The 21,937-nt window shown below is 54.8% G+C and carries 16 protein-coding genes; 10 read left to right on the top strand and 6 right to left on the bottom strand.

Going from position 1 to position 21,937, the window contains the following annotated elements:
- Nucleotides 1-41: 41 nt before the first annotated feature.
- A complete protein-coding gene (locus IEX74_RS08070; protein WP_229755151.1) occupies nt 42-1,703 on the bottom strand; it encodes a glycoside hydrolase family 28 protein in 1,662 nt (553 codons plus the stop codon).
- Between the two features lie 435 nt (nt 1,704-2,138).
- On the opposite strand from IEX74_RS08070, the gene IEX74_RS08065 reads away from it, so the two are divergent.
- From IEX74_RS08065 to IEX74_RS08045, 5 genes are all read left to right on the top strand, one after another.
- Nucleotides 2,139-3,983: an ABC transporter ATP-binding protein gene (locus IEX74_RS08065; RefSeq protein ID WP_188812902.1), complete on the top strand. Its 1,845-nt coding sequence runs from the start codon at nt 2,139-2,141 to the stop codon at nt 3,981-3,983.
- Nucleotides 3,984-4,083: 100 nt separating this feature from the next.
- On the top strand, nt 4,084-4,599 hold the full coding sequence (locus IEX74_RS08060) for a hypothetical protein (RefSeq protein WP_188812900.1): 516 nt from the start codon (nt 4,084-4,086) through the stop codon (nt 4,597-4,599).
- A 10-nt stretch (nt 4,600-4,609) separates the two neighbouring features.
- Nucleotides 4,610-5,203: a D-sedoheptulose 7-phosphate isomerase gene (gene lpcA, locus IEX74_RS08055; protein ID WP_229755150.1), complete on the top strand. Its 594-nt coding sequence runs from the start codon at nt 4,610-4,612 to the stop codon at nt 5,201-5,203.
- Between the two features lie 119 nt (nt 5,204-5,322).
- Complete coding sequence (locus IEX74_RS08050; RefSeq protein WP_188812896.1) at nt 5,323-6,861, top strand: YifB family Mg chelatase-like AAA ATPase; 1,539 nt, start codon at nt 5,323-5,325, stop codon at nt 6,859-6,861.
- Between the two features lie 126 nt (nt 6,862-6,987).
- Nucleotides 6,988-8,022 (top strand): quinone-dependent dihydroorotate dehydrogenase, encoded by a 1,035-nt coding sequence (locus IEX74_RS08045; RefSeq protein WP_188812894.1) that lies wholly within the window; start codon nt 6,988-6,990, stop codon nt 8,020-8,022.
- Nucleotides 8,023-8,061: 39 nt separating this feature from the next.
- Here the strand turns inward: IEX74_RS08045 and IEX74_RS08040 are convergent, their stop codons facing one another.
- Complete coding sequence (locus IEX74_RS08040; RefSeq protein WP_188812892.1) at nt 8,062-9,192, bottom strand: acyloxyacyl hydrolase; 1,131 nt, start codon at nt 9,190-9,192, stop codon at nt 8,062-8,064.
- 267 nt (nt 9,193-9,459) lie between these two features.
- Between IEX74_RS08040 and IEX74_RS08035 the strand changes: the two genes are divergently transcribed.
- The 5 genes from IEX74_RS08035 to IEX74_RS08015 all read left to right on the top strand — a co-directional run bounded on the left by IEX74_RS08035 (nt 9,460) and on the right by IEX74_RS08015 (nt 13,234).
- Nucleotides 9,460-10,203: a porin family protein gene (locus IEX74_RS08035; RefSeq protein ID WP_188812890.1), complete on the top strand. Its 744-nt coding sequence runs from the start codon at nt 9,460-9,462 to the stop codon at nt 10,201-10,203.
- A 335-nt stretch (nt 10,204-10,538) separates the two neighbouring features.
- Nucleotides 10,539-11,294, top strand: coding sequence for a porin family protein (locus tag IEX74_RS08030; RefSeq protein ID WP_188812888.1), 756 nt, complete (start codon nt 10,539-10,541; stop codon nt 11,292-11,294).
- Between the two features lie 139 nt (nt 11,295-11,433).
- Complete coding sequence (locus tag IEX74_RS08025; RefSeq protein WP_188812886.1) at nt 11,434-12,096, top strand: porin family protein; 663 nt, start codon at nt 11,434-11,436, stop codon at nt 12,094-12,096.
- Between the two features lie 256 nt (nt 12,097-12,352).
- The gene (locus tag IEX74_RS08020) at nt 12,353-12,508 is read left to right on the top strand and encodes a hypothetical protein (RefSeq protein WP_188812884.1); all 156 of its coding nucleotides are present in this window, start codon (nt 12,353-12,355) and stop codon (nt 12,506-12,508) included.
- 51 nt (nt 12,509-12,559) lie between these two features.
- Nucleotides 12,560-13,234: a porin family protein gene (locus IEX74_RS08015; protein WP_188812882.1), complete on the top strand. Its 675-nt coding sequence runs from the start codon at nt 12,560-12,562 to the stop codon at nt 13,232-13,234.
- A 40-nt stretch (nt 13,235-13,274) separates the two neighbouring features.
- Here IEX74_RS08015 and IEX74_RS08010 read toward each other — a convergent pair whose 3' ends face one another.
- The 4 genes from IEX74_RS08010 to IEX74_RS07995 form a co-directional block, all read right to left on the bottom strand.
- A complete protein-coding gene (locus IEX74_RS08010; protein ID WP_188812880.1) occupies nt 13,275-14,639 on the bottom strand; it encodes a dipeptidase in 1,365 nt (454 codons plus the stop codon).
- Nucleotides 14,640-14,799: 160 nt separating this feature from the next.
- Complete coding sequence (locus tag IEX74_RS23155; RefSeq protein ID WP_229755149.1) at nt 14,800-15,351, bottom strand: hypothetical protein; 552 nt, start codon at nt 15,349-15,351, stop codon at nt 14,800-14,802.
- A 393-nt stretch (nt 15,352-15,744) separates the two neighbouring features.
- Entirely contained in the window at nt 15,745-16,383 is a 639-nt protein-coding gene (gene plsY / locus IEX74_RS08000) for a glycerol-3-phosphate 1-O-acyltransferase PlsY (protein WP_188812877.1), read from the bottom strand.
- Between the two features lie 147 nt (nt 16,384-16,530).
- On the bottom strand, nt 16,531-21,927 hold the full coding sequence (locus tag IEX74_RS07995) for a hypothetical protein (RefSeq protein WP_188812876.1): 5,397 nt from the start codon (nt 21,925-21,927) through the stop codon (nt 16,531-16,533).
- Between the last annotated feature and the right edge of the window lie 10 nt (nt 21,928-21,937).

The raw sequence follows: 21,937 nt of genomic DNA, 5'->3' as shown, positions 1-21,937 counted from the left end.
CCGTTGCATCTGTCCAGACTGAAGTCCATCAGACAAGAAACTTACTTTTTAGAAACCAGCACTGCTTTCTTCGACACCTTGTCACCTAGCTCTACGTCTTTCTTGGCGGCTTTCGTGTCGGTGTTGGTGAGCTTGATGTTCTTGGTTCGGTCGCCGGTGATGCGCATGAGCAGGTCGGCGCCAGGCGTGTACTTCAGGTTGTCGAAGCTGATGTTCTGACTGTTCTGAATCTCCAGCACCGGCTTCGTTTCCTTCGAAATCAGGGTTACGTTCTTCAGCCGGATATTTTCGGCTTCGATGCACAGCATGGGCTTCGTGCTTTGCAAAATGGCGTTTTCGATGCTGATGTCCTTAACAGGCATCTCGGGCAAGCCGCGCAGCATGATGGCGGTTTCGGCACCGTTGCAGGTTACGTTCTTGATTTCGATGTGTCGGAACGTCGGCGTGCCTTCATTCAGCGGCTCCGCTTTAATAACCGGCGGCGCTGTCGACTCGCCAGCCAGCGGTACGGGGTCTTTAGCCATGTAGTACAGGTCGAAAATAATGGCCTGCCCCACAATGTCCTTCATATCTACCTTGTCGATGAAGATATTCTCGACCACGCCGCCCCGACCGCGCGCTGCCTTGAAGCGCAGGCCGACGTCGGTGCCCATAAAGGTTAGGTTGGAAACGTAAATGTTGCGTGCGCCGCCCGACATTTCGGAGCCAATAACAAAGCCGCCGTGGGCGTGGTACACCTTGCAGTTGCGGATAATGAAGTTTTCGGTCGGCATGCCGCGCTTACGGCCCTGCTCATCACGGCCCGACTTGATGCAGATGCCATCATCGCCCACGTCGAAGGTGCTGCCTTCCAGAATGCCGTTTTTGCATGACTCCAGGTCGATGCCGTCGGTATTCTGACCGTACTCCGGATTCAGCGCCTGCACGTTGCGAACAGTGATATCCTCGCACATCAGCGGGTGAATCGTCCAGGCGGGCGAGTTTTGGAACGTCACGCCTTCTAGCAGAATACGTTTGGAGCTAGCCAACACAATCATATCGGGCCGCAGAAAGTCTTTGATGTCTTCAAAGTCTTTTGGGGTTTGTTTGCCTTCCCGGATGTAAAACGCTTCCGGAATGGTCGAGCCTTTCAACGACTGCGCCGACGGATACCATGTATCCTTTTTATCATTCACCACGCCGCCGGAAGCCGTCAGGCGCTTCCACTCGGTTTCGGTCAGCTTGCTCTTCTTTACGGCGCGCCACGTATTGCCGGCGCCGTCGAACACGCCTTGCCCGGTCACGGCAATGTTTTCGAGGTTTTCACCGTAGATCAAGGCCTGATTACGCACGGCGGCCACGCCTTCCCAACTTGTTTTAATCAGGTGATAGTCGGCGTGGTTGTCACTGAACTGCACGAAGGCTCCTTGGGCCAGGTGCAAATTCACGTTGCTGCGCATCTCGATGCCCGCTGTCAGCCAATGGCCACGGGGCACGAGCACCACTCCGCCACCGGCTTTGCTGCACGCGTCGATGGCCTGCTGGATGGCGGTTGATTTCGTCAGGCCGTCGGGGACGGCGCCAAACTTGGTGATGTTAACGGTGTCTTTGCGAAACTCAGGTGTCTTGACCAAAGGCAACGGTGGATTTGGGCCTGCGGTGGCATCCAAATGCGTCAGCAAACTTCCAAGGACGAGCAGCGCAGACGAGAATAGAACTTTCAAGAGTGGGTTATTTTGAGGTGGTAAATCAGGAAATTGAGCTGATGCCAAGCAGGCCGCTAGTTACTAAGAAACCCAGGATTACATGAGCATCTTCACTCTTCAGAAGGTACTAACAATAGCAGCAATGCTAAGTAGGCGCAGAAACCCCAACGTACAGACAAGCTAATATTCGATTAATGTTAAATCATTAGATCAGTATTATCAGCCTTAATATGTCTACTTATTTGTGCAAACGTTATCGGGAACGTTGCCACATAAGATGGTTCCATATAATACATCGGGCGTATACTCCCAAGAGCTGAAATAAGGCTGCTACAACACTCGTGTAATTTCATTGCTCTTCCGTCTTTATCGACCTAGGCTGCCAGTCTAACTTAGGCCATTCACTGTGGTGCTACAAAGCCGACACGCCGAATGCGCTACCTTTGCGGCCCCATGAAGACGTACCTCCGCATTCTGCAATTTGCCCGACCCTTTACCAGCTTCCTGCCGCAATATGTTGTGTGCACGGTACTGGCTATCTTCTTCGGGCTTGCCAACTTCACGCTTATCATCCCGCTACTCAATGTGCTGTTCAACACCACGGAGCAGCACACGTCGGAGGCGCCGGCGGTGCTACCTAGCTTTTCGCTCTCGACAGCTTATATAAAGGACACCTTCAACTACTTCTTCAGCCAGATTATTGAGTCGCATGGGCGCGTGGGGGCACTCACCTTTGTGTGCTTAGTGGTGGTGGTATCAGTGCTGATGAGCAACGTGTTCCGCTACCTGAGCCTGCGGATTCTGGCGCGGGTACGGGCGCGGGTTATTCGCACCTTACGCGAGGCTTTGTACGTGCGAATCACGCAGTTGCAACTAGGTTATTTCTCCGGCGAGCGGAAGGGTGACCTGATGTCGCGCTTCACCAATGATGTGCAGGAAGTGGAAACCTCCGTGGTGAACACCATGACGGCCGTCATTCGGGAGCCGCTTTCCATCATTGCTTTCTTTGTGCTGCTGTTCTCTATGTCGGTGAAGCTGACGCTGTTTACGCTGATTTTGCTGCCGATTTCGGGCGGTGTGATTTCCACCGTATCCAAGCGGCTGCGGCGCCAAGCTCAGCAAAGCCAATCGACCCTAGGTACGATGCTGTCGGTGATTGACGAGACCCTAGGTGGCATCCGCGTTATCAAGGCTTTTAACGCCCAGCCCTACATTCAGGAGAAGTTCCGCGCCCAAAACGAACAGTACGCCCGCACCGCTCAAAACATCGACAACACCCGCGACCTAGCTTCACCCTTCTCCGAATTTGCGGGCGTGACGGTGGTGGCTGGCTTGCTTTATTTCGGCGGCACTTTGGTGCTCGGCGGCCAGTCGGAGCTGGAAGCGGCGGACTTCATCGGTTACATCATCCTGTTTTCCCAGATTCTAGTGCCCGCTAAGGCGTTGTCTTCCGCGTTCAGCAACATCCAGCGCGGCCTGGTAGCCGGTGAGCGGATTCTGAGCATCATCGACACGGAGCCAACGGTGCGCGACCAGCCCGACGCACGCGTGCTGCCGCCCTTCCGGGAGCAGATTGAGCTGCGCAACCTGCAATTTGCCTATGGCGACCAACCTGTGCTTCAGGATATTAACCTGATTATCCCCAAAGGCAGGACTGTCGCCTTGGTTGGTCCATCAGGCGGCGGCAAATCAACGCTGGCCGACTTGCTACCTAGGTTTTACGATCCCACCGGCGGGCAGATTCTCATCGACGGCCACGACCTGCGCGACTGCACCATCCACTCCGTGCGCGACCAGATGGGCATCGTAACGCAGGAAAGCATTCTGTTCAACGACACCATCTTCAACAACATCCGCTTCAACACCGAAGCCACCGAAGCACAGGTTATTGAAGCCGCCAAAATTGCTAACGCCCACGACTTCATCACGGCCACAGCCGATGGCTACCAAACACTCATTGGCGACCGGGGCTCGCGCCTTTCCGGCGGGCAACGCCAACGCCTGAGCATTGCCCGCGCCATTCTGCGCAATCCGCCCATTCTGATTCTCGATGAAGCTACTTCGGCACTGGATACCGAATCGGAAAAGTTGGTGCAGGAAGCCCTGACGCGTCTGATGCAGAGCCGCACGTCCCTGGTTATTGCCCACCGCCTGAGCACCGTGCAGCACGCCGACGAGATTGTGGTACTGCAACATGGCCGCATTGTAGAGCGCGGCACACACGAGGAGTTGCTGCGCCGTTCGGGCGGTTTGTATCAGCGTCTGAATCAATTGCAAACGAATGCCGCACTGGTGTAAAGAAGGACGTAGCTTTGGGCTCACGCGGAAACCTGCCGCCATCTATTAAGCCCTAATTTGCGTAGTAGGCCTGATTCTGTTCACCCTAGCCCCTACCCTTATGCTTACGCTCAAACGCATTGTCAACGTCGTCGCCATGGTGTATTTGCTGCTGGCGCTGCTGTTTGTATTCAGCCCGGCCACCCGCGACACGTTCGCTTCGGCCCTGGGTCTTAACACGGCAGGCACCATCGGCAACCCTGACAGCGCTTATAACCTGGCTACGTTCTACAACACGCTGTTTATCACCGGTCTGGTTCTGCTGGCGCTGGAGTTGCTTGTTGAAAACGTACACAACCTAGGTTTGCACCGTGATATTTCGCGGCACGAAAGCAAGGTTAACGAGCTGAAAGCCAAGCTCTACGATCATCAGATGGAGCAGCGCGACCGGGAGCTACAGCAGCGCTCCGTCACGGCGGCGCCGGTTGCTGCCCCTGCTCCCACGACAACGCCTGCGTCGCATTCGCCCATGTTTCCGCAGCAGGACCCCGGCCTGGCGAATGCGCCAATGGAGAAGCCCAACGTTATTATTCCACCCGCCCCGGCACCGGGCCACGACAACCGCCCGACGCTGTAATACTCTTTTCGTGACTGTTCCTCTCACCGACCTCATTCGGGCTGAGCTAACTGAAGCCCGCGCCTTACTGGACCGCTTTCTGGCCGAGCCCGAAAACCTAGCTCGCATCAAGCAAGCCGCTCAGCTGATGGCTGCCAGCCTGCAAAACAACGGCAAACTGCTCAGCTGCGGCAACGGCGGTTCACTTTGCGACGCTCAGCACTTCGCCGAAGAACTCAGCGGCCGCTACCGCAGCGACCGCCCGGCCCTGGCCGCTATTGCCCTTACTGATGCCTCCCACATGAGCTGCGTCGCCAATGACTACGGCTACGACTACGTGTTCAGCCGCTACGTGGAAGCCTTGGGCCGCCCCGGCGATGTGCTGCTGGCTATCAGCACCAGCGGCAACTCGCCGAACATTCTGCGGGCCGTGGAAGCTGCGCGCAAGCTAGGTATGACGGTCGTGAGCCTCACCGGCAAAGACGGCGGCAAGCTAGCTTCCCTGAGCGACGTGGAAATTCGGGCGCCGCACACCGGCTACGCCGACCGGATTCAGGAAATCCACATCAAGGTCATCCACATTCTGATTATGCTGATCGAGCAACTGGTCGTGCCAGTAGCTTGATTCCATTCTATAGCGCCAAAAGCATGGCTGACGGCAAATTGCTCAGGTGGGTTATGGGCACGATTTTTCATGTTCTCTTGCGTCCCATTTAGCCTTATTGCTCAGCGCAGTCCTTTTTTATGCTTACGAAAACCTACGGCTCAGCCGTTCAGGGTGTTAATGCCACTACTATCACGATTGAGGTTGTTGTATCGCAGGGCACTTTATTCTATGTTGTGGGGCTGGCCGACAGCGCCATCAAGGAAAGCCAGCAGCGTATTGAGGCGGCGCTGAAGTTTCGGGGCTACCGGATGCCGCGCACCAAGGTGGTCGTGAACATGGCTCCGGCTGATATCCGCAAGGAAGGCTCGGCTTACGACTTGCCTATTGCTCTAGGTATTCTGCACGCTTCGCAGCAGCTCACGACCGAGCAACTCGGCGACTACATCATCATGGGCGAGCTAGCCCTTGATGGCGCCTTACGGCCTGTTCGCGGCGTGTTGCCCATTGCCATTCAGGCGCGTAAGGAAGGCTTTAAGGGTTTCATTCTGCCCAAAGAAAACGCCCAGGAAGCAGCCATTGTAAATAACCTCGACGTAATTCCCGTCGAGACGATGCAGGAAGCCATTGACTTCTTCGAAGGTCGGCTGGAAATCAAGCCGCTGCAAGTCGACACGCGCGATGTCTTTCAGCACTCCGTCAACCAGTACACCGCCGACTTTGCCGACGTGCAGGGTCAGGAGAACATCAAGCGGGCCCTGGAAATAGCGGCGGCCGGCGGCCACAACGTGATAATGATCGGGCCGCCCGGCGCGGGCAAGACCATGCTGGCCAAGCGCTTACCTAGCATTCTGCCCGCCCTGAACATGCTGGAAGCCCTGGAAACCACCAAGATCCATTCGGTAGCTGGTAAGCTAGGCACCAATGCTTCGCTCTTGAGTACGCGGCCTTTCAGAAGTCCGCACCACACGATTTCGGATGTGGCACTGGTTGGGGGCGGCGGCAATCCGCAGCCGGGCGAAATCTCGCTGGCGCACAATGGCGTGCTGTTTCTGGATGAGCTGCCGGAGTTTAAGCGCACGGTGCTGGAAGTGATGCGGCAGCCGCTGGAAGAGCGCCGCGTAACTATTTCGCGGGCCAAGGTCAGCATTGACTTTCCGGCCAATTTCATGCTCATCGCCAGCATGAACCCGTGCCCGTGCGGCTATTATAATCACCCGGAGAAAGAGTGCGTGTGCGGCCCCGGCGTGGTGCAGCGCTACCTCAACAAAGTCAGTGGCCCGCTGCTCGACCGCATCGACCTGCATGTGGAAGTCACGCCCGTGACCTTCGACCAGATGACGGAAACGCGCAAATCGGAGAAGAGCGCCGATATCCAGCAACGCGTCGAAAAGGCCCGAACTGTACAGACAGCTAGGTTTCAAGAATTTCCCGACGTGCATTCCAACGCCATGATGCCGCCTCAGATGGTAAAGGATATTTGTCAGATCAACCAGGCCGGCCGCGCCTTGCTCAAGACGGCGATGGAGCGCCTGGGTCTTTCGGCCCGCGCTTACGACCGCATTCTGAAAGTGGCCCGCACCATTGCCGACTTGGCTGGCGCCGAGGAAATCCGCATCGAGCATCTGGCCGAAGCCATACAATACCGCAGCCTCGACCGCGAAGGTTGGGCGGGGTAAGTGGTGAAATGGTGAGGTGGTGAGTTTGCTGTGATCTTCGTGCGAACAGAATACTAAACTCACCATTTCTACCAACTCACTATTCCACCACCTCGCCAACTCACCTTTCTGTAGCTTTGCGCTGCTATGTACAAAGCTGTTATCAAGCCGCTGCTGTTTCGCCTGGATGCCGAGCGGGCGCACCATTTTGTGTTCGACAACCTGAAGCGGACGTTTCGGGTGCCAGGCACGGCGGCGCTGATGCGCGGCCTCTACGATTATCAGCATCCTAGCTTAGCTCGGGAGGTATTTGGCCTAACGTTCCGGAACCCGATCGGCTTGGCGGCAGGGCTGGATAAGAACGCGGTGCTCACTGACGAGCTAGCCGCTTTAGGTTTCGGGTTCGTAGAAATCGGAACGGTGACACCGAGGCCGCAGCCCGGCAACCCGGCTCCGCGCCTGTTTCGCCTGCCGGAAGATGAAGCCCTGATCAACCGCATGGGCTTCAACAACGAAGGCGCAGCGGTGGTAGCCGAGCGCCTTCATCGGCGTCGTTCCAACATCATCATCGGCGGCAACATCGGCAAGAACAAAGACACACCCAACGAACAAGCCGCAACTGACTACATTGCTTGTTTCGAGAAGCTGTTTGAAGTAGTCGACTACTTCGTGGTTAATGTATCGTCGCCGAATACGCCTAACCTGCGCCAACTACAAGAGAAGGAGCCGCTTATCCGGCTTCTGCAACAAGTACAGGAGCGCAACCTAGCCAGGCCCAAGCCCAAACCGCTGCTGCTCAAAATTGCACCCGACCTCACGGATGGTCAGCTCGATGACATCCTGACCATTGCCCGTGAAACGCAGCTCAGCGGCCTTGTGGCAACCAATACGACTATCAGCCGCGCCGACTTACAAACGACAGAGTCGCGCGTGACAGCGGCTGGTGCGGGCGGGCTGAGCGGACGGCCGCTGCGGCAGCGCGCCACCGAAATCATCCGTTACCTGCACCGTCGCACCGACGGCGCCTTGCCAATTATCGGTGTGGGCGGCATTCACTCGGCTGCTGATGCGCAGGAAAAGCTAGCTGCCGGCGCGGCGCTGGTGCAGCTTTACACAGGCTTTATCTATGAAGGACCGGCCTTGGTGAAGCGGATCAACCAAGCGTTGGTCAAGCAACGCTAGGTTCTAGGTGTCAGCTGCCAAACGCCGCAGAGGCTAGCTTCAGAGCTTCACGCCTACTTTCCACTCGATTACGTCGGCGGCGCCGCGGTGCACTTTCAAATCAACGGCGCCAAAGAGCACATCCGTAAAGTGGTACTTCAACCCGAGTCGCTCGTAGTAGAACTTGTTGGATTTGTAGGGATTGTAGATGTAGAAACCTAGGTGCGACACAACAGCCAGCCGCCCGAAGAGCAGCTCGTGCCCGACCAGCAGGCCTGCTTTTTTCACGTCGGGCAGCCGTTCACCGGCACGGACCGTATCGCGCAGCTCGGCACTTAATGAACGGTCGTAGAAGCCCTCAACGCCCACCAGCAGGTTACTCTTGCGATTCATACGGCGCCCGATAATCGCCGATACTGAGTTGACCAGGTACTTACGCTGATCCGATTCATTACGCTGCTTGTAGCCTAGGCTGGTGCTCAGGTTCAGGAAGTTGCGCCCTACGTCAATTGGCTTATCATCGGTGGCAGGCAGCATGGGCCGGAAAGGCCGCTGCTGGTGATAGTTGAGGCCCAGCACCACCGACGGCAGGTTGATGCCGAAGTTAGGCTTGGTCGTAGCGCCATTGGAGTAGTGATTCAGACCTAGCCCCACCAGCAAACCTAGGTGCTCCGACACCGCCAGATCGTACTCCACCCGCATTTGCAGCGTCGCATTCAGGTGGGAGCCGATGATAGTGTTCTTGTGGTTGGTTTCCTGGCTGAAATCATTGGTAAAATAGCCCAGTCCCGTGCCCAGCCGGAAGTTTAGCTCCTGCCGTGCGGTGCGCAGGAAGGTTTTGTTCAAGTAAATACTAGCTGCGTACGATTGCCCCAGCACCGGATTGTGATAATCATAGTACACCAGCGCCAACCCTATTTTGGGGTAGCGGTACCACGCGTGCCAGGGTGCTAAGCCAGTTGTTTGCCGCTGCACATTCAGCTCAAAGCCAGTTGGGTGTGATACAGCCAAGTGCTTCACGGCTGGCGTGTGCGCAATGATAAAGCTTCCTTGTGCATATGCCCCCACGATAACCGGCCTGGCCGGCACAGAGGCAGTTGGCTGCGCTCTTCCCCACAACGGTACGCCCAGCAACAAGCCGAGTAATAACACGCCCGCAAAGAGGAGACGAAAAGAGGATAATTGGAGCATAGCCAGATAAGCAATACCCCAAAAATAACGAAAGCTACCGCGCGACGTTGCGGAAACGTGCTGTCGAGCCTTCCGCGATAAGCGGTTATGTGTTACTACGTTGTCGGAAACAGGACCTCGAGTTTAAGTATTTTTTACAAATTAATTACAAGCTAAGCCGCAACATTTTATTTTTTATTACGCTATAGACGCCCATACCGCACGCTCGTGGTTTATCTCAACTGTGCGTTGCTCTTGGTTATTGTCTTTCAAGTTTATCTACGCTTTATGAAAAAGCTTCTCTCTCTCACGCTGGCAGCTGCTGCCTCTGTTTCTTTAGTTCACGCCCAAGATGCGGGTGGTTTCCGAATTGGTGTGAAAGCTGGTGCTACCTACTCGAACGTTTCGGGTGATGACGTTTCGCAATTTGCGGGCTCTGGCTACAGCACTTCTATCGGCGATTATAAGGTAGGATATAATGCAGGCGTTTCGCTGAGCATCCCACTCAGCAGCGACGGCTTCTTCTCTCTGGCTCCCGAGTTGCTCTATAACCGCAAAGGCTACGAAATTTCGTCAACTCAGAAGACAGGTTTGCCCGCCAACGTTTCCAAGATCGAAAGCGAGCAGCAACGTGTATTACACTACATCGACCTGCCTATTCTGGCCAAAATCAACGCTGGCGGACTCTTCTTCGAGCTAGGTCCGCAGGTTAGCTACCTGTTTGGCTCGCGCGTGAAAAACCAGACGACGACCAAGTACACCAACGGCGATAAAGACAAGACCGAAGACCGCTCGGAATTTGTCGACTATCTAGGTGGCATTCGTAAGGAGAAGTACAAAGGCGATTTGTCGAATGTTGATATCAGCGGCGTGGCCGGTGTAGGCTACATGACCGACGGTGGCTTTAGTGTTGGTCTGCGTTATGCCCGTGGCTTCAACTCGCTGATTGATAGCAAGGACACAGACAATGAGCCGAAAGCTTTCAACAATGCCTTCACCCTGCAAGTCGGCTATCTGATTCCGACTAAGTAAGCAGAACCTAGCTTCGAAAAGCACTAAAGTCAGGGAGCGGGTTGTCATATGGCAACCCGCTTCTTAGTGCTAATAAGCACCTATTAAATGCATTTAATATTCTCATTACCAATTAATTAATTTAATTAATTAATCAACTATCGTCTCATTTCAGGCGTATAAAGCCAAGTTCCTTCCCTAGTGCTTTATGCACTCACGAAGGATACAAATTGCTCAATCTGCTCTAATCAAGATTACATAGGAAAGACACTTTACGCTCATTCTCACGCATGCACTTCGGAGCCAAATTCTGCGCCCGAAATCAACTGGTGTCTTTCAAGTTTACCTGCACTTTTATGAAAAACATTGCCTTAATTGCTGTATTTGCCGCAGCTAGCACTTCCCTGGCACAAGCTCAATCAGGCCCGCGCCTTGGCATCCGTGTTGGCGGAACACTTTCTACTATCGGCGGCAAAAATGCTGACCAGGTAAGAGGCTATAGCGGCGACCTGAACTACAAGCTAGGTTACAACGCTGGTATTTCTTATCAGCTTCCGCTGAGCAGCGACGGCTTCTGGACCCTGGCGCCCGAGCTGATGTACAACCGCAAAGGGTTTGAGCGTAGCTATGAGGCTAAGTCGAACTTCACGACCAACGCAGACGTCGATCAGAGCCGTAGCGCAAGCCTGGAAAAGTTTAAGTACGAGAACAAACGTGTTCTGTCTTACATCGACCTGCCTATTCCCGTGCGTATCAACACGGCTCCAGGTGGCTCGGGCTTGTATTTCGAGCTAGGTCCGCAAGTAGGTTATATGGTTGCCTCGAAGGCTGAGACTACTAAAGAATACAAGTATACTGCAACCAGCGGTGTTGCAGATTACAAATCAGAGTCGGGTGCTGATAAGGCGAAAGAAGACCTCGCCAGTTTTGACATTGGCGCTGTAGCTGGCCTAGGTTACCAAACGGCTGGTGGCTTCAGCATCGGGGTGCGCTACAACCAAGGTCTTAAAACCTTGTTCGATACGAAGGATGTAAGTGCGAAGAACGAACCGAAAGCATTTAACCGTGCTTTCACCGCTCAGGTTGGGTTCTTAGTTCCTTGGGGTAAATAACTTGCGGCTTGATATGGAAACAAAGAATGGACTGCTCGTTACCTGACAGTCCATTTTTTGTTGAGATCAATCCCGGTTTACGTTAGCCGCTATGGCCCTTCAAACAAGTGGAGTTGTACCATTCTTACTATTCTCACCCATGAAAAAGCTTCTTCTCGCAGTATTCACCCTGCTGCTCGTTACTTCCATTTCGTCCTTTGAAGCCCGCGCCCAAGGTGTACGCCTCGGCATCAAGGCCGGAGCCAACTTATCTAACCTTTCGGGCGACCTGGAAGATGAGGATAGATTCCAGAATAAAACGGGTTTCGTAGGTGGTATCATGCTAAACGTGCCCCTGCTGGCTGATAACTTCCTGTCGCTACAGCCGGAGTTGCTGTATTCGCAAAAAGGCTTCAAAAACGATGGCTCGGCCTTATTTGGCTCGTACCGCTACGAAGGCAAAGCTAACTACAACTACCTCGATTTGCCGGTGCTGGCTAAAATCAAAGCCGGACCGATCTTCTTCGAAGCCGGTCCGCAGCTTAGCTATCTGCTCAACCGCAAGGATGAAACCCGGCGTTTCTTCAACGGCTCGCAGATCGATTACACAGCCACTGAGCAAGACCTCGACAATGTGAACCGCTTTGAAATAGGCTACGCGGCCGGAGTTGGCGTGCAAGTGCTAGGTGCTATCCTCGACGTGCGCTACAACGGCTCCTTCACGGACTTCACCAAAAATGGCTACCAGGGCGACGACCTGCGCAACGCCCGCAACTCGGTGTTTCAGGCATCCCTGGGTTTCCTGTTCCCGAGCGGCAAGTAGCCGTCCTTCATCCACTCAGGCAAAACGCCTGGTTCTCCGTCGAGAGCCGGGCGTTTTGTTTGTTCTCTATCGGTGAAAAGGCTGCTGCGGTCGATTATGAGTCACGGTGCGGGGCGGCGGCGCCTACCTTGGCGCTTGCACTCCTGCCCTGGTCGGACCCTTATCTTTCTTCATTTCCGCTCCATTTCGCCCGACCTAGGTTTGCAGCTCCTTTGCTTTACTCTTCTGAATTTCTGTTGGCCTCAAAGCAGGCGGCATGGCCTCGCAGCTGGCCGGCAAGGCTGCTGATAAAAATTACTACAGCACCAAGTACGGCGGTCAGGGCGGGTTGGTGCTGAACGTGAGCTTCCTCAATAAAGGTTTACCGGGCATTGCACACCTGTTGCGAAAACGGCTGGCACGTAATGCGTAGTTTTACCTACTATTTTCCAGCTCCTCGCTTCCGATGTACCTAGCTTCTCCGATGAAAACGTTTCTGGTATCTGTGCTGCTGATGGTTAGTCTGGCTTTGCCGGGGCAGGCGCAGCGCTTGCGGCTGGGGCTTAAAGCAGGCGCCAACCTAGGTAACGGCGTGGGGAAAGATGTGCAGCAGAGCAAGCTACGCTTTGCCTATCATGGGGGTCTGACGGCCAATATCAGCCTGGGTCTGCTAGGCGACAGTGTGCTTTCTTTTCAGCCGGAAGTGCTGTATTCTATCAAAGGCGACCAGGCTACCGCCACCGATTCGTCCATCAATTCGTCGCTCACCTACATTGATGTGCCTTTGCTGCTGAAAGCCAACATAGCAGGCCTGTTCTTCGAGGCCGGCCCGCAGATCAGCTTCTACCGTTCCTCGGGGCCGGTTACGTTCATCGATCCTGCTACTACCACTACAGTTTCCAAGACCGGGTACGGTGTGGCGGTCGGCTTTGGCTACCAGGACCCAGGAGGGTTTAACGTGGGCTGGCGCTATACCCGCGGCCTGAGCGCCATTGAGAAATCTATTCCGAACCCTACGGGGCAAGGCAGCACCACGCTCCGGATTTACAACAGCACACTACAGTTCTACGTGGGTTATCTATTTGGCGGCAAGAAGAGTAAGCCGCGGGCTCCGGAAAAGGAGCCTGCCTCGGAAGCCAAAAGCCCGGCGCCTAAGTAGCGCCGGGCTTTTTTGTTGTTCACGAACCTAGGTCTTGCTGCTACTTGCTGAAAGCCGCCGCGTAGTTCTGGTAAAACAGCGGAATCGTTTCGATGCCTTTCAGGAAGTTGAAGACCCCGAAGTGCTCGTTAGGCGAGTGAATCGCATCCGAATCGAGGCCGAAGCCGAGCAGCACGGTATCAATACCTAGCTCCGATTTGAACATGGCCACAATCGGGATGGAGCCGCCGCCGCGAGTAGGCACAGGACGCTTGCCGAACGTCGTTTCCATGGCATCGGCAGCGGCCTTATAAGCCACCGAATCGGTAGGCGTCACGACCGGCTCGCCGCCGTGGTGGGGGTGTACTTTCACCGTGACACCCTCGGGCGCGATGCTGGCGAAGTGCTTCTGAAACAGCGCCGTAATCTCGTCGGAGGTTTGGTGTGGCACTAGGCGCATCGAGATTTTGGCGAAAGCCTTGGAGGCAATAACCGTTTTGGCGCCCTCGCCGGTGTAGCCGCCCCAGATGCCGTTCACGTCCAACGTCGGACGGATGCCGATGCGCTCTACAGTCGTGTAGCCTTCTTCGCCGTAGGTGGCCGGCAACCCGATGCTTTGCTTGAACTCTTCGTCGGAGTGCGGCACCTGGTTTAGCTCGGCGCGGTCGGCCTCGCTCAGCACGTCCACGTTGTCGTAGAAGCCGGGGATGGTGATGTGGTTGTTCTCGTCGTGCAGGCTCGCTATCATCTTGCACAGCACGTTGATGGGGTTGGCCACGGCACCACCGTAGAGGCCGGAGTGCAGGTCGCGGTTGGGGCCGGTTACCTCCACTTCGTGGTAGCTCAAGCCACGCAGACCTACCTCGATACTGGGCACATCGTTGGCAATCATGCCTGTGTCGGAGATGAGGATAACATCGGCCTTGAGTTTCTCCTTGTTCTCGCGCACGAAAATACCTAGGTTGCTGGAGCCCACTTCCTCCTCGCCTTCCACCATCACCTTCACGTTGCAGGGCACGCCGCCGTTCTGCATCATCACCTCGAAGGCTTTTACGTGCATGTACACTTGGCCTTTGTCGTCGCAGGCACCGCGGGCGTAGATCTTGTCGTCTTTGATAACGGGCTCAAACGGGCCCGAGGTCCACAGCTCGTAGGGGTCGGCGGGCTGCACGTCGTAGTGGCCGTACACCAGTACCGTGGGTAAGCTAGGGTCTACTATTTTCTCGCCGTACACAATGGGGTTGCCGGCCGTCTGGCACAGTTCCACGTTTTCCAGGCCAACTTCTTCGAGCCGGGTTTTGAGGTAGTCAGCAGCCTTCAGCACGTCGCCGTGAAACTTAGGATCGGCCGAAACGCTCGGGATACGTAGCCAATCGATCAACTCCGTAAGGAAACGGTCTTGGTTATCTTGGAGGTAGGAAGCCATGCGGCAGTAGCGTTAGTTAGAATCTGGGGTAAAGGTAACTAAGCTGGTGGTTGGTGGGAATAGTTGCTTAACTACCATAAGGCTTCTATCATATTTGGCCTAACAGTTACACAACGATACTAGTCAGAAGTCGTTGATCAATAAACGCTATACTACTTTACTATTTACCTGATTTTTTACTAATTAAATTCTGTAACGCTTTTGAAACTTCAGAATCATCTTTAAGCGCTTGTGCTAATCGCTCCGATAATTCGGATAATACGACTCTAACACTAGTAGCTAACTCTAAACATTCTTCATCACTATGACCGTGCAAACCTTCACTAAGAGCTGAATGAAGTAAAGCCAAAGGATTATGCCCATTTATTAGTAAGCTTTGCGGTAATGCAGCTTTAATCATAGTTAAAGCTTTTGTAAACTGCGTCTCTTGTATAGCCTGCTTGAGCTGTTTAATTGTTTCTTCTTCAGAACCTATCTTTTCAGCTACTTTGACGATTTCATTTAGTATCCTATTTTTTTGATTTTCAACGACCCTCCTATAATATGCGAAAGCAACAATGCCTAATCCTTGGTTTTCACAAGTCCTTCCTTTGAAAAACAATCCTCTATCTGCTCCAACCATTTTCAATAATTTATTGGAAATATGAGGCCCAAATACAGGAAGTTCTCCAAACTTATATGCAGTCCCTTTTTTAAAACCAGGATCATACAAACTAATATTTTCGTCTTCTTCTATACTTTAAGGCTAAGGAATATGTTCTTGTCGTATATCTACAATTTGAACATTGATAGCTTATATATAAAAAGCTATGATCTTCGGTTTTAAGATACTCATTGCCCTTTTCTATACGACGAAAGAATCTAATACCATTACATGATTCATGATCACAATAAATCCTTATGTCACATTTATTTAATTTAGTATTTTCCTCTAAGTATGCAGCCCTATTATCAAGGATTCCTAAATCAGGAACTTCAACTAGCTTTCCAGGTGGAATACTTTCTAGAAACTTAGCAAAATCAATTGTCAAAAGCTTAGATACTGCGTTGCTCTGATCATTACTCATATGAAGGCATCTTGTTTATGAGAATATAGTAATGCACGCTACCGCCGTCCAAACAACGGCACCCGGCTCTCCGTACCAGCCAACAGCCGCTGGATATTCGCCCGGTGCGTATAAATCAGCAGGCCGGCCAGCACAAACCCGAAGATGAGCAGCAGCGAGTTGTCGGGGCGGAACGGCGGCAACAGCTGCAACAAGGCAAAAGCTAGCCCCGCCGTCATGGAGGAGAGCGACACGTAGCGCCAGATAAAGAGCATGATCAGGAACACCAGTAGGCACACGCCCACCGTGAGCGGCGCAATAGCTAGCATCATGCCCAGCACCGTTGCCACCCCCTTGCCGCCTCGGAAGCCGGCAAAGATGGGGTAAATGTGACCTAGCACCGCCAGCACACCACAACCTAGCTGAAAATACAGCAGCTGGTCTTCCTGAATCGCACCCTGCCCTAGCATTACCTGCGCCAGCGAGGTGGCAGCCCAGCCTTTCAACACATCCACGGCCATTACCAAGGAGCCCGGCTTTTTGCCCAGTACCCGGAAGGTGTTAGTGGCGCCGGCATTGCCCGAGCCATGCTCCCGGATATCGAGGCCGAAGAAACGCTGCCCAACCCACAACGCCGTGGGAATGGAGCCAAGAAGATAGGCCGCGACAAGCAGGCCAAGTACACCGGGGAAGTTCATAGCAGAAGAGGGCGGGCTAGGGTGGGTGGTCAAATATAAGAGTCTCCAGGAGCCTTATACGCAATTTTACGGTTGGCGTAGAAAGCTAGGTTCCGAAGAAGCTGCACGCAAAAAGCCCCGCCGCGGAAACCGAGCGGGGCTAGGTGGTTATTCGCCGAAGGGGTCGTCTCCGCCCTTCTTCTTTTTCTTCTTTTCTTTTTTCGGGTCTTCCGTGGGCGCGTCGGCCGGCGGGGTGGCTTCTTCTACTTTTTCTTCTTTCTTTTTCTTCTTGCTTGTGTCTTCAGCCGGAGCGGCGGGCGGCGTAGCGCCGGTATCGAAGGCGCTACCGGCTTCTTCCTTGCCTTTCTTTTTCTTCTTGCCGGTTTCCTCCATGGGCGCGTCGGCCGTTTGCGGAATTTGCTCTACTTCTTCGGAGTCGCCCTTGCCTTTCTTCTTCTTTTTCTTGCCGCTCTCCTCCATCGTATCGTAGTTGTTGCCGCTGCTCACAACGGGCGCCGCTTTCTTGCCTTTGTTATCCACGTTGTACTCCTTGCGGAAGTGCACCAGATAATCCTGCACCGTCTGGTCATCACCTAGGTAGAAGCCGTACTGCGTGGCGGTGTTGTAGTCACCTTTGGCTTTCAGGCCGATAATCTCGTCGAAAGTACCGTGCTGGGCTTTGGCCAGCAGCACATTGTTGGTGTACTTGATGTAGTACCAGGTCAGTGGCTCCGCTTCCAGGTACAGCTCCACCGCGTCGCCGGTAGCCTCTTTCTTGATTTCGATGTAGCCGTCGATCAAGGCATTAATGTCTTTTTTGCCCACGCTCGCCAGGCCAATCTTGCCGACCGAATACCACGCTTTCTGCTTCTCCGACCAGCGCAGATCCACTTTGTTCAGCACCAGCGTGTGCAGGAATTTCGACGACACCTTCTGCAAGGCCACGTAACCGCTCTTGCGTGTGGCGTAGTTCTGCACCTCCTTGTTGCCGATGAACTCGCCCATCTTGTAGAGCTGCGCCTGCGAGCCATCTAAGGCTTCCGGCGCGCCCTTCGTGTTGCGGGCAATGTCATCGGCCATGGCCTCAACGGCCTTCTCCGGCATGTTGATGTCGAAGGCCAGGAAGGTATCGAGGGCGTACTTGTTGCTGTCGGGCTTGGCGGTACCTAGGCCTGCGGCCGTCAGCGTGTAGTCTTTGTTGGAGTTGATCAGGTTCAGCTTGCCGCGTAACGTCACGGCGGCCGACGAGTCGGCAAAGGTCATTACATTTCCTTCGTAGATATCTGGATTGTTCGGATCAATGCGCGAGATGGTGAACAGGTGCTTCTTGGCGTCGAAGGTCAGCGCGCCATCTACCGTGAACAGGTTCATGTCCGTCACGTCGGGTTTGGTAGCCACGTAGAGCGGGTACAGCTTCGAGGTGGTGCTGGACACGAACAGACCCGTGTGCATGGGCGCACCATCCTCCGTCTTGGGCTCTAAAATCTTGATCTTTAAGGCTTTAGGGTCAATACTATCCTGCACGGCAAACCACTGAGAGGCATTGGCATTCTTGCTAAACTCTAGGCGCGACTGCCCATCGAAGGTGAAGCCGCGCTGCTGCGAGTTCAGGGCCACGTTGCCCCGGTACGCGATGCGCGGAGCCAGGTGGAACTTCTCCGAGTCGGCTACTTTGGCAATAGCCACAGTTGGCGGCGCGAAAGGCTCGTTGGTATCTCCGCTCTTTTTAGCGCGCAAGAAACCCTTTCCGCCGCCCTTACCCGCCTGGGCCAGCGCCCCGCGTGTAGCCGCTGCCGAATCGACGTTGAAGCTCGAAAACTTGATGGCGAATGAATCGGCGGTGGCGTTTTTGTACTTGTAAAGGGCCGTACCGGTGAAAGCCGTGCGCGATTGAATGGTGATTTCACCGTTGTACAGGTTGTGGAACTTCGCTATCGAGTCCATCACAATGCCGGCGTTCTTAAAGCCCCGCATCTGCGCACCGGCCATTACGTACACCTTGCTGCTGTCAGGCATGATCCAAGCGTCGGCGGCCGCAATGTAGGGCACCCCGCCCGCTATCAGGCGGTAGCGGCTCAGGTCGTACTGGCCGGTAGCCGCCCGGAATTTCAGGCCGTGTTGTTCGGGCTTCGTCGAGTAGAAGTAAGAGCGGGAAGAGTCGGCGCCGGCGGCTACGCGCAGCTGCACGATTTTCTTCTTGAAGTCCCACTTGCCGCCACTCAGTGTAGTTTTGTATTCCGAGTAAGGCAGGTCGATACTCGACTTATTGTCGCCTTCTTCCCGCGCAAATTCGGTACTGCCGCCTTTTACATCGTAGCTAAAGGCCACGTTGTTAGCCGTCAGGGCCGGCTTGTTGGCCTGCGCCGACTTGATACTAAAGGTGGAGCGCTTGCCCGAGTAGCTGGTCGGCTTGAAGGCAAACTGCGGGGAGCGGATGAACGACTGCGGGCCGTCCATGCGCCCGTCGCCGTAGAGGCCACCCGGCGTCAGGATGGTGGTGCCTTTGAAGCTGTAGGCGTTGGCGTACATCTTCATCGGCTGGCCATCGCGCTGGGTGCTCAGGTACATCGAGTCGGCTTTCACCACCCACTTCATCTGGTAGCCGGGCAGCAGCGAGACGTTCGTAAACTCAACATTATTGAGCGGCCCTTGGGCAATAATGCCCGTTTTACCCACCGTCACGACGGAGTCTTTGTAGAAGATAAACTGCTCGCTACCAAAGGTACCGGTCAGGTATTTCAGGTCGCCCATGCTTTGCAGACCGCGGTTGCTCATGCGCACTTTATTGAAAATGCGCCCTTTGCCGCCGTATACCGGGAAGCCTTCCTTCGGCAAATCGTAGTTGAAACCTAGGGCACCATCATCCTGCAACGAAAGCTTGGTCTTGAACTTCGGCATGATGTTGCCGGAGTTGAACGTGCCGGCAAAGCCAATAGCTGAGCGGTTTACGTTGTTGAGCGAGTCAATCTTGAAGGGCGGAATATCGAAGTAGATCGTGGTATCGTAGGCGCCGCCCAGCACCTCGGGGTTGTTGAAGAACACGTAAGCACCCGTCGACGCATCAAACGACGGATAGGCACCTAGCTTTTTGCGGCCCGATTTGTTGTCGGGTCGGTTGATGAAGAGCTTACCCGACGATTGTTTGTCTTTGTTTGTGAGCGTGAAGTCCTGCTCGCGGCGGGCGCGCATTACCGAGCCTTTCGAGCCTTTGCCCTTCACGATAATAGAGTCAATCTTGGTCAGCTCGATGAAGAAGCCGTCGTAGTCAAACTTAAACTCTTTGCCCTTGAACACGAAAGCCGAGGCCACCACCGTACCGTTGAACTGCACGCCCCGGTTTTTCTGAATCCGGATGATGCTGCTGTCCGGCTTCACGTACACCGTGATGGAGTCATCGGAGAAGTTGAAGCGGTCCACGCCGCGCACGATCAGGTCGTTGTTGTTCAGGTTGAGTGTGGCGTTCTTCCCCGATGGCGACAGTGACTTGATGGCAATATGGTCGTAGTCCTTCTTGCCCCGCGACGACACCACGTAGTGCGTGGCCTTTGGCAAGAGGGTAATCTGCTCCGTCTGTGGGTTCCATTGCACGTAGCTGTCGCGGGCTAGCCCGGCCACCGCTGAGCGCACGTTGGAATCTTTCAGGTTCAGATCCTGGCAAAGATCCTGCACCGTAAACCGCTTCACATTGCCATGATTCTGGCTGTAGCCCACCACCATCTGCAAGGGGTGCAGCTTGTTGATGGCCTTGATCTGCTGGTAGCGCGTGTTCGTGTAGAATTCTTTCGACTCGAAGTTAGCCGTCACCTGGTTCTTGGCCGTCAGAATGGCAAAGTCGATGTAGGGTGTGCGCAGCGGCCACGTCAGCATTTCCGTTGAGATTTCCATCTGGTGATAGGAATCGACGTAGGGCGTGGTTTTGTAGAGGCCACTTTCGCGGGTCAGCTGCAATACTTCGCCTTTCTTGGCAAACTTCAGCTTCACGCCGGGGTGCGTGAGCGAGTCAGCTTTGTCCTGGAAAATCGTGACGGAAGCGCGGTCGGCTGTGATGATAGAGTCACCTAGGGTGTAAGCGCGGGAGGCCGCCCGGAACTTCGTTTTGCCGTCAACATCCACGAAGATGCGCGAAAGCGACTGGTCGAGCGCCGCGCTCAGTGTGCGCCCGCCCGACATGGAAAAGCCGCCGTAGTAGCGGATATTCTGGCCGATGTTCTTGACCCTGGCATCGTTGGTGAGCGAGATAAAACGCGGATAGCCCGTATCGGTAGCTCCTGGCTTTTTCTTCAACCCTTTGTAAGACAGCGCACCCTGAATGGGCGCTTCCAGCACGGCCGGATACGTGAGCGTAACCGGCTGCGCCGTAAACTCCGGCTTGTTCAAGTCAAAATCGTAGCTGGTGAGGTCGGCCGTGACGGGGTTGCCCTTCACGCTCCAGGCGTATTGCCCGCCCTGCCCCACGAAACGGTGGCTGGAGGCCACCACGATGCCACTCGTTTTATGCAGCACGATAGAGTCGCCGCCCGTTGCCATGTACAGGTCCGCATCCTTTATCACGAGCACCGGCCCGCGGGTCGGGGGCGCCATGTACGTGTCGTAGCTGACGGCTGGGCTAGGTTCTGGTTCGGGCTCCGGTTCCGGCTCGGGCGCTTTGGCGGGAGTAGCCGCCTTGGCCGGTGTTTTCACCGGCGCTTTGGCTACGGGTTTCTTCTTGGGCGTGCCCCAGCCATCATCGTTGCCCCAGCCGCTGCTGCCGCTGCTGCCCGAGTCGCCCCACAGGTCGCCGGTATCCCAGCCGCTGCTGCTTTTCTTTTTGGGAGCCGGCTTGGCTACGGGTTTGGCGGCCTTGGCGGGAGTAGCTTTCGCGGGCGCTGCCGGCGTCGGAGCGGGTGCTGGGGCTACTGGTTTCGGCGGCACGATAGGCACGGGCGCCGGCAAGGGGTTATCTGTTTCGTTGTAAGCGAAAGAGAACGTGCCGCCCGCCACGCGCAAGGTGCTGTAGCGCGAGTTATACAAAGCTCTGGTAGTCAGAAATTGCGCCGTGCTGTTCAGGAACTTCTCCGCGTCGGGACCGGGGTCTTTCTCTACGGTTTTGCTGATCACATCCAGCAGCTCATCCATCTGCTGGTCGCTGAAGGACTGCACCATAGCGGCGGCCGTAATGCTTTTGAACAGCGACTCAAAGTGAGGGCGCGGCTTGAAGTGCTTGGTGAGCATCTGCTGCGACAGAGCCACAATCTTGGCTTGTTGCGTGGCAGTGAGCTTGTTGCTGGCCCATAGCTGCTGCATTTTCGCGCCGCTGGCTTTGGCGGCAGCGCTGTTGCCGATAGCCATCATCGCCTGCACATCGGTGATGAACTGCTCCGGCTCGCTCGACAGCTTGCCTGTGAAGTGCGCCACCGCAGGCGTCGCGGCCGGCGCCTGTTTAGACGCTTGGGGCTTGGTTTGCTGCGCCCACGTTGGAAAACCTAGCCCCAGCAACACTACACAAACCCATCGAAAAGCAGGATGCTTCATACGAATTCCGTCAAAACCTAATAAGACGGCTACAATTTCGGAAAAAAGGGTCATACTTTGAATG

This window comes from Hymenobacter cavernae, from assembly GCF_014641455.1.
Lineage (GTDB): Bacteria > Bacteroidota > Bacteroidia > Cytophagales > Hymenobacteraceae > Hymenobacter > Hymenobacter cavernae.
Note: the sequence above shows the minus strand (reverse complement) of the source record. Positions and strands in the feature narration are given on the sequence as shown.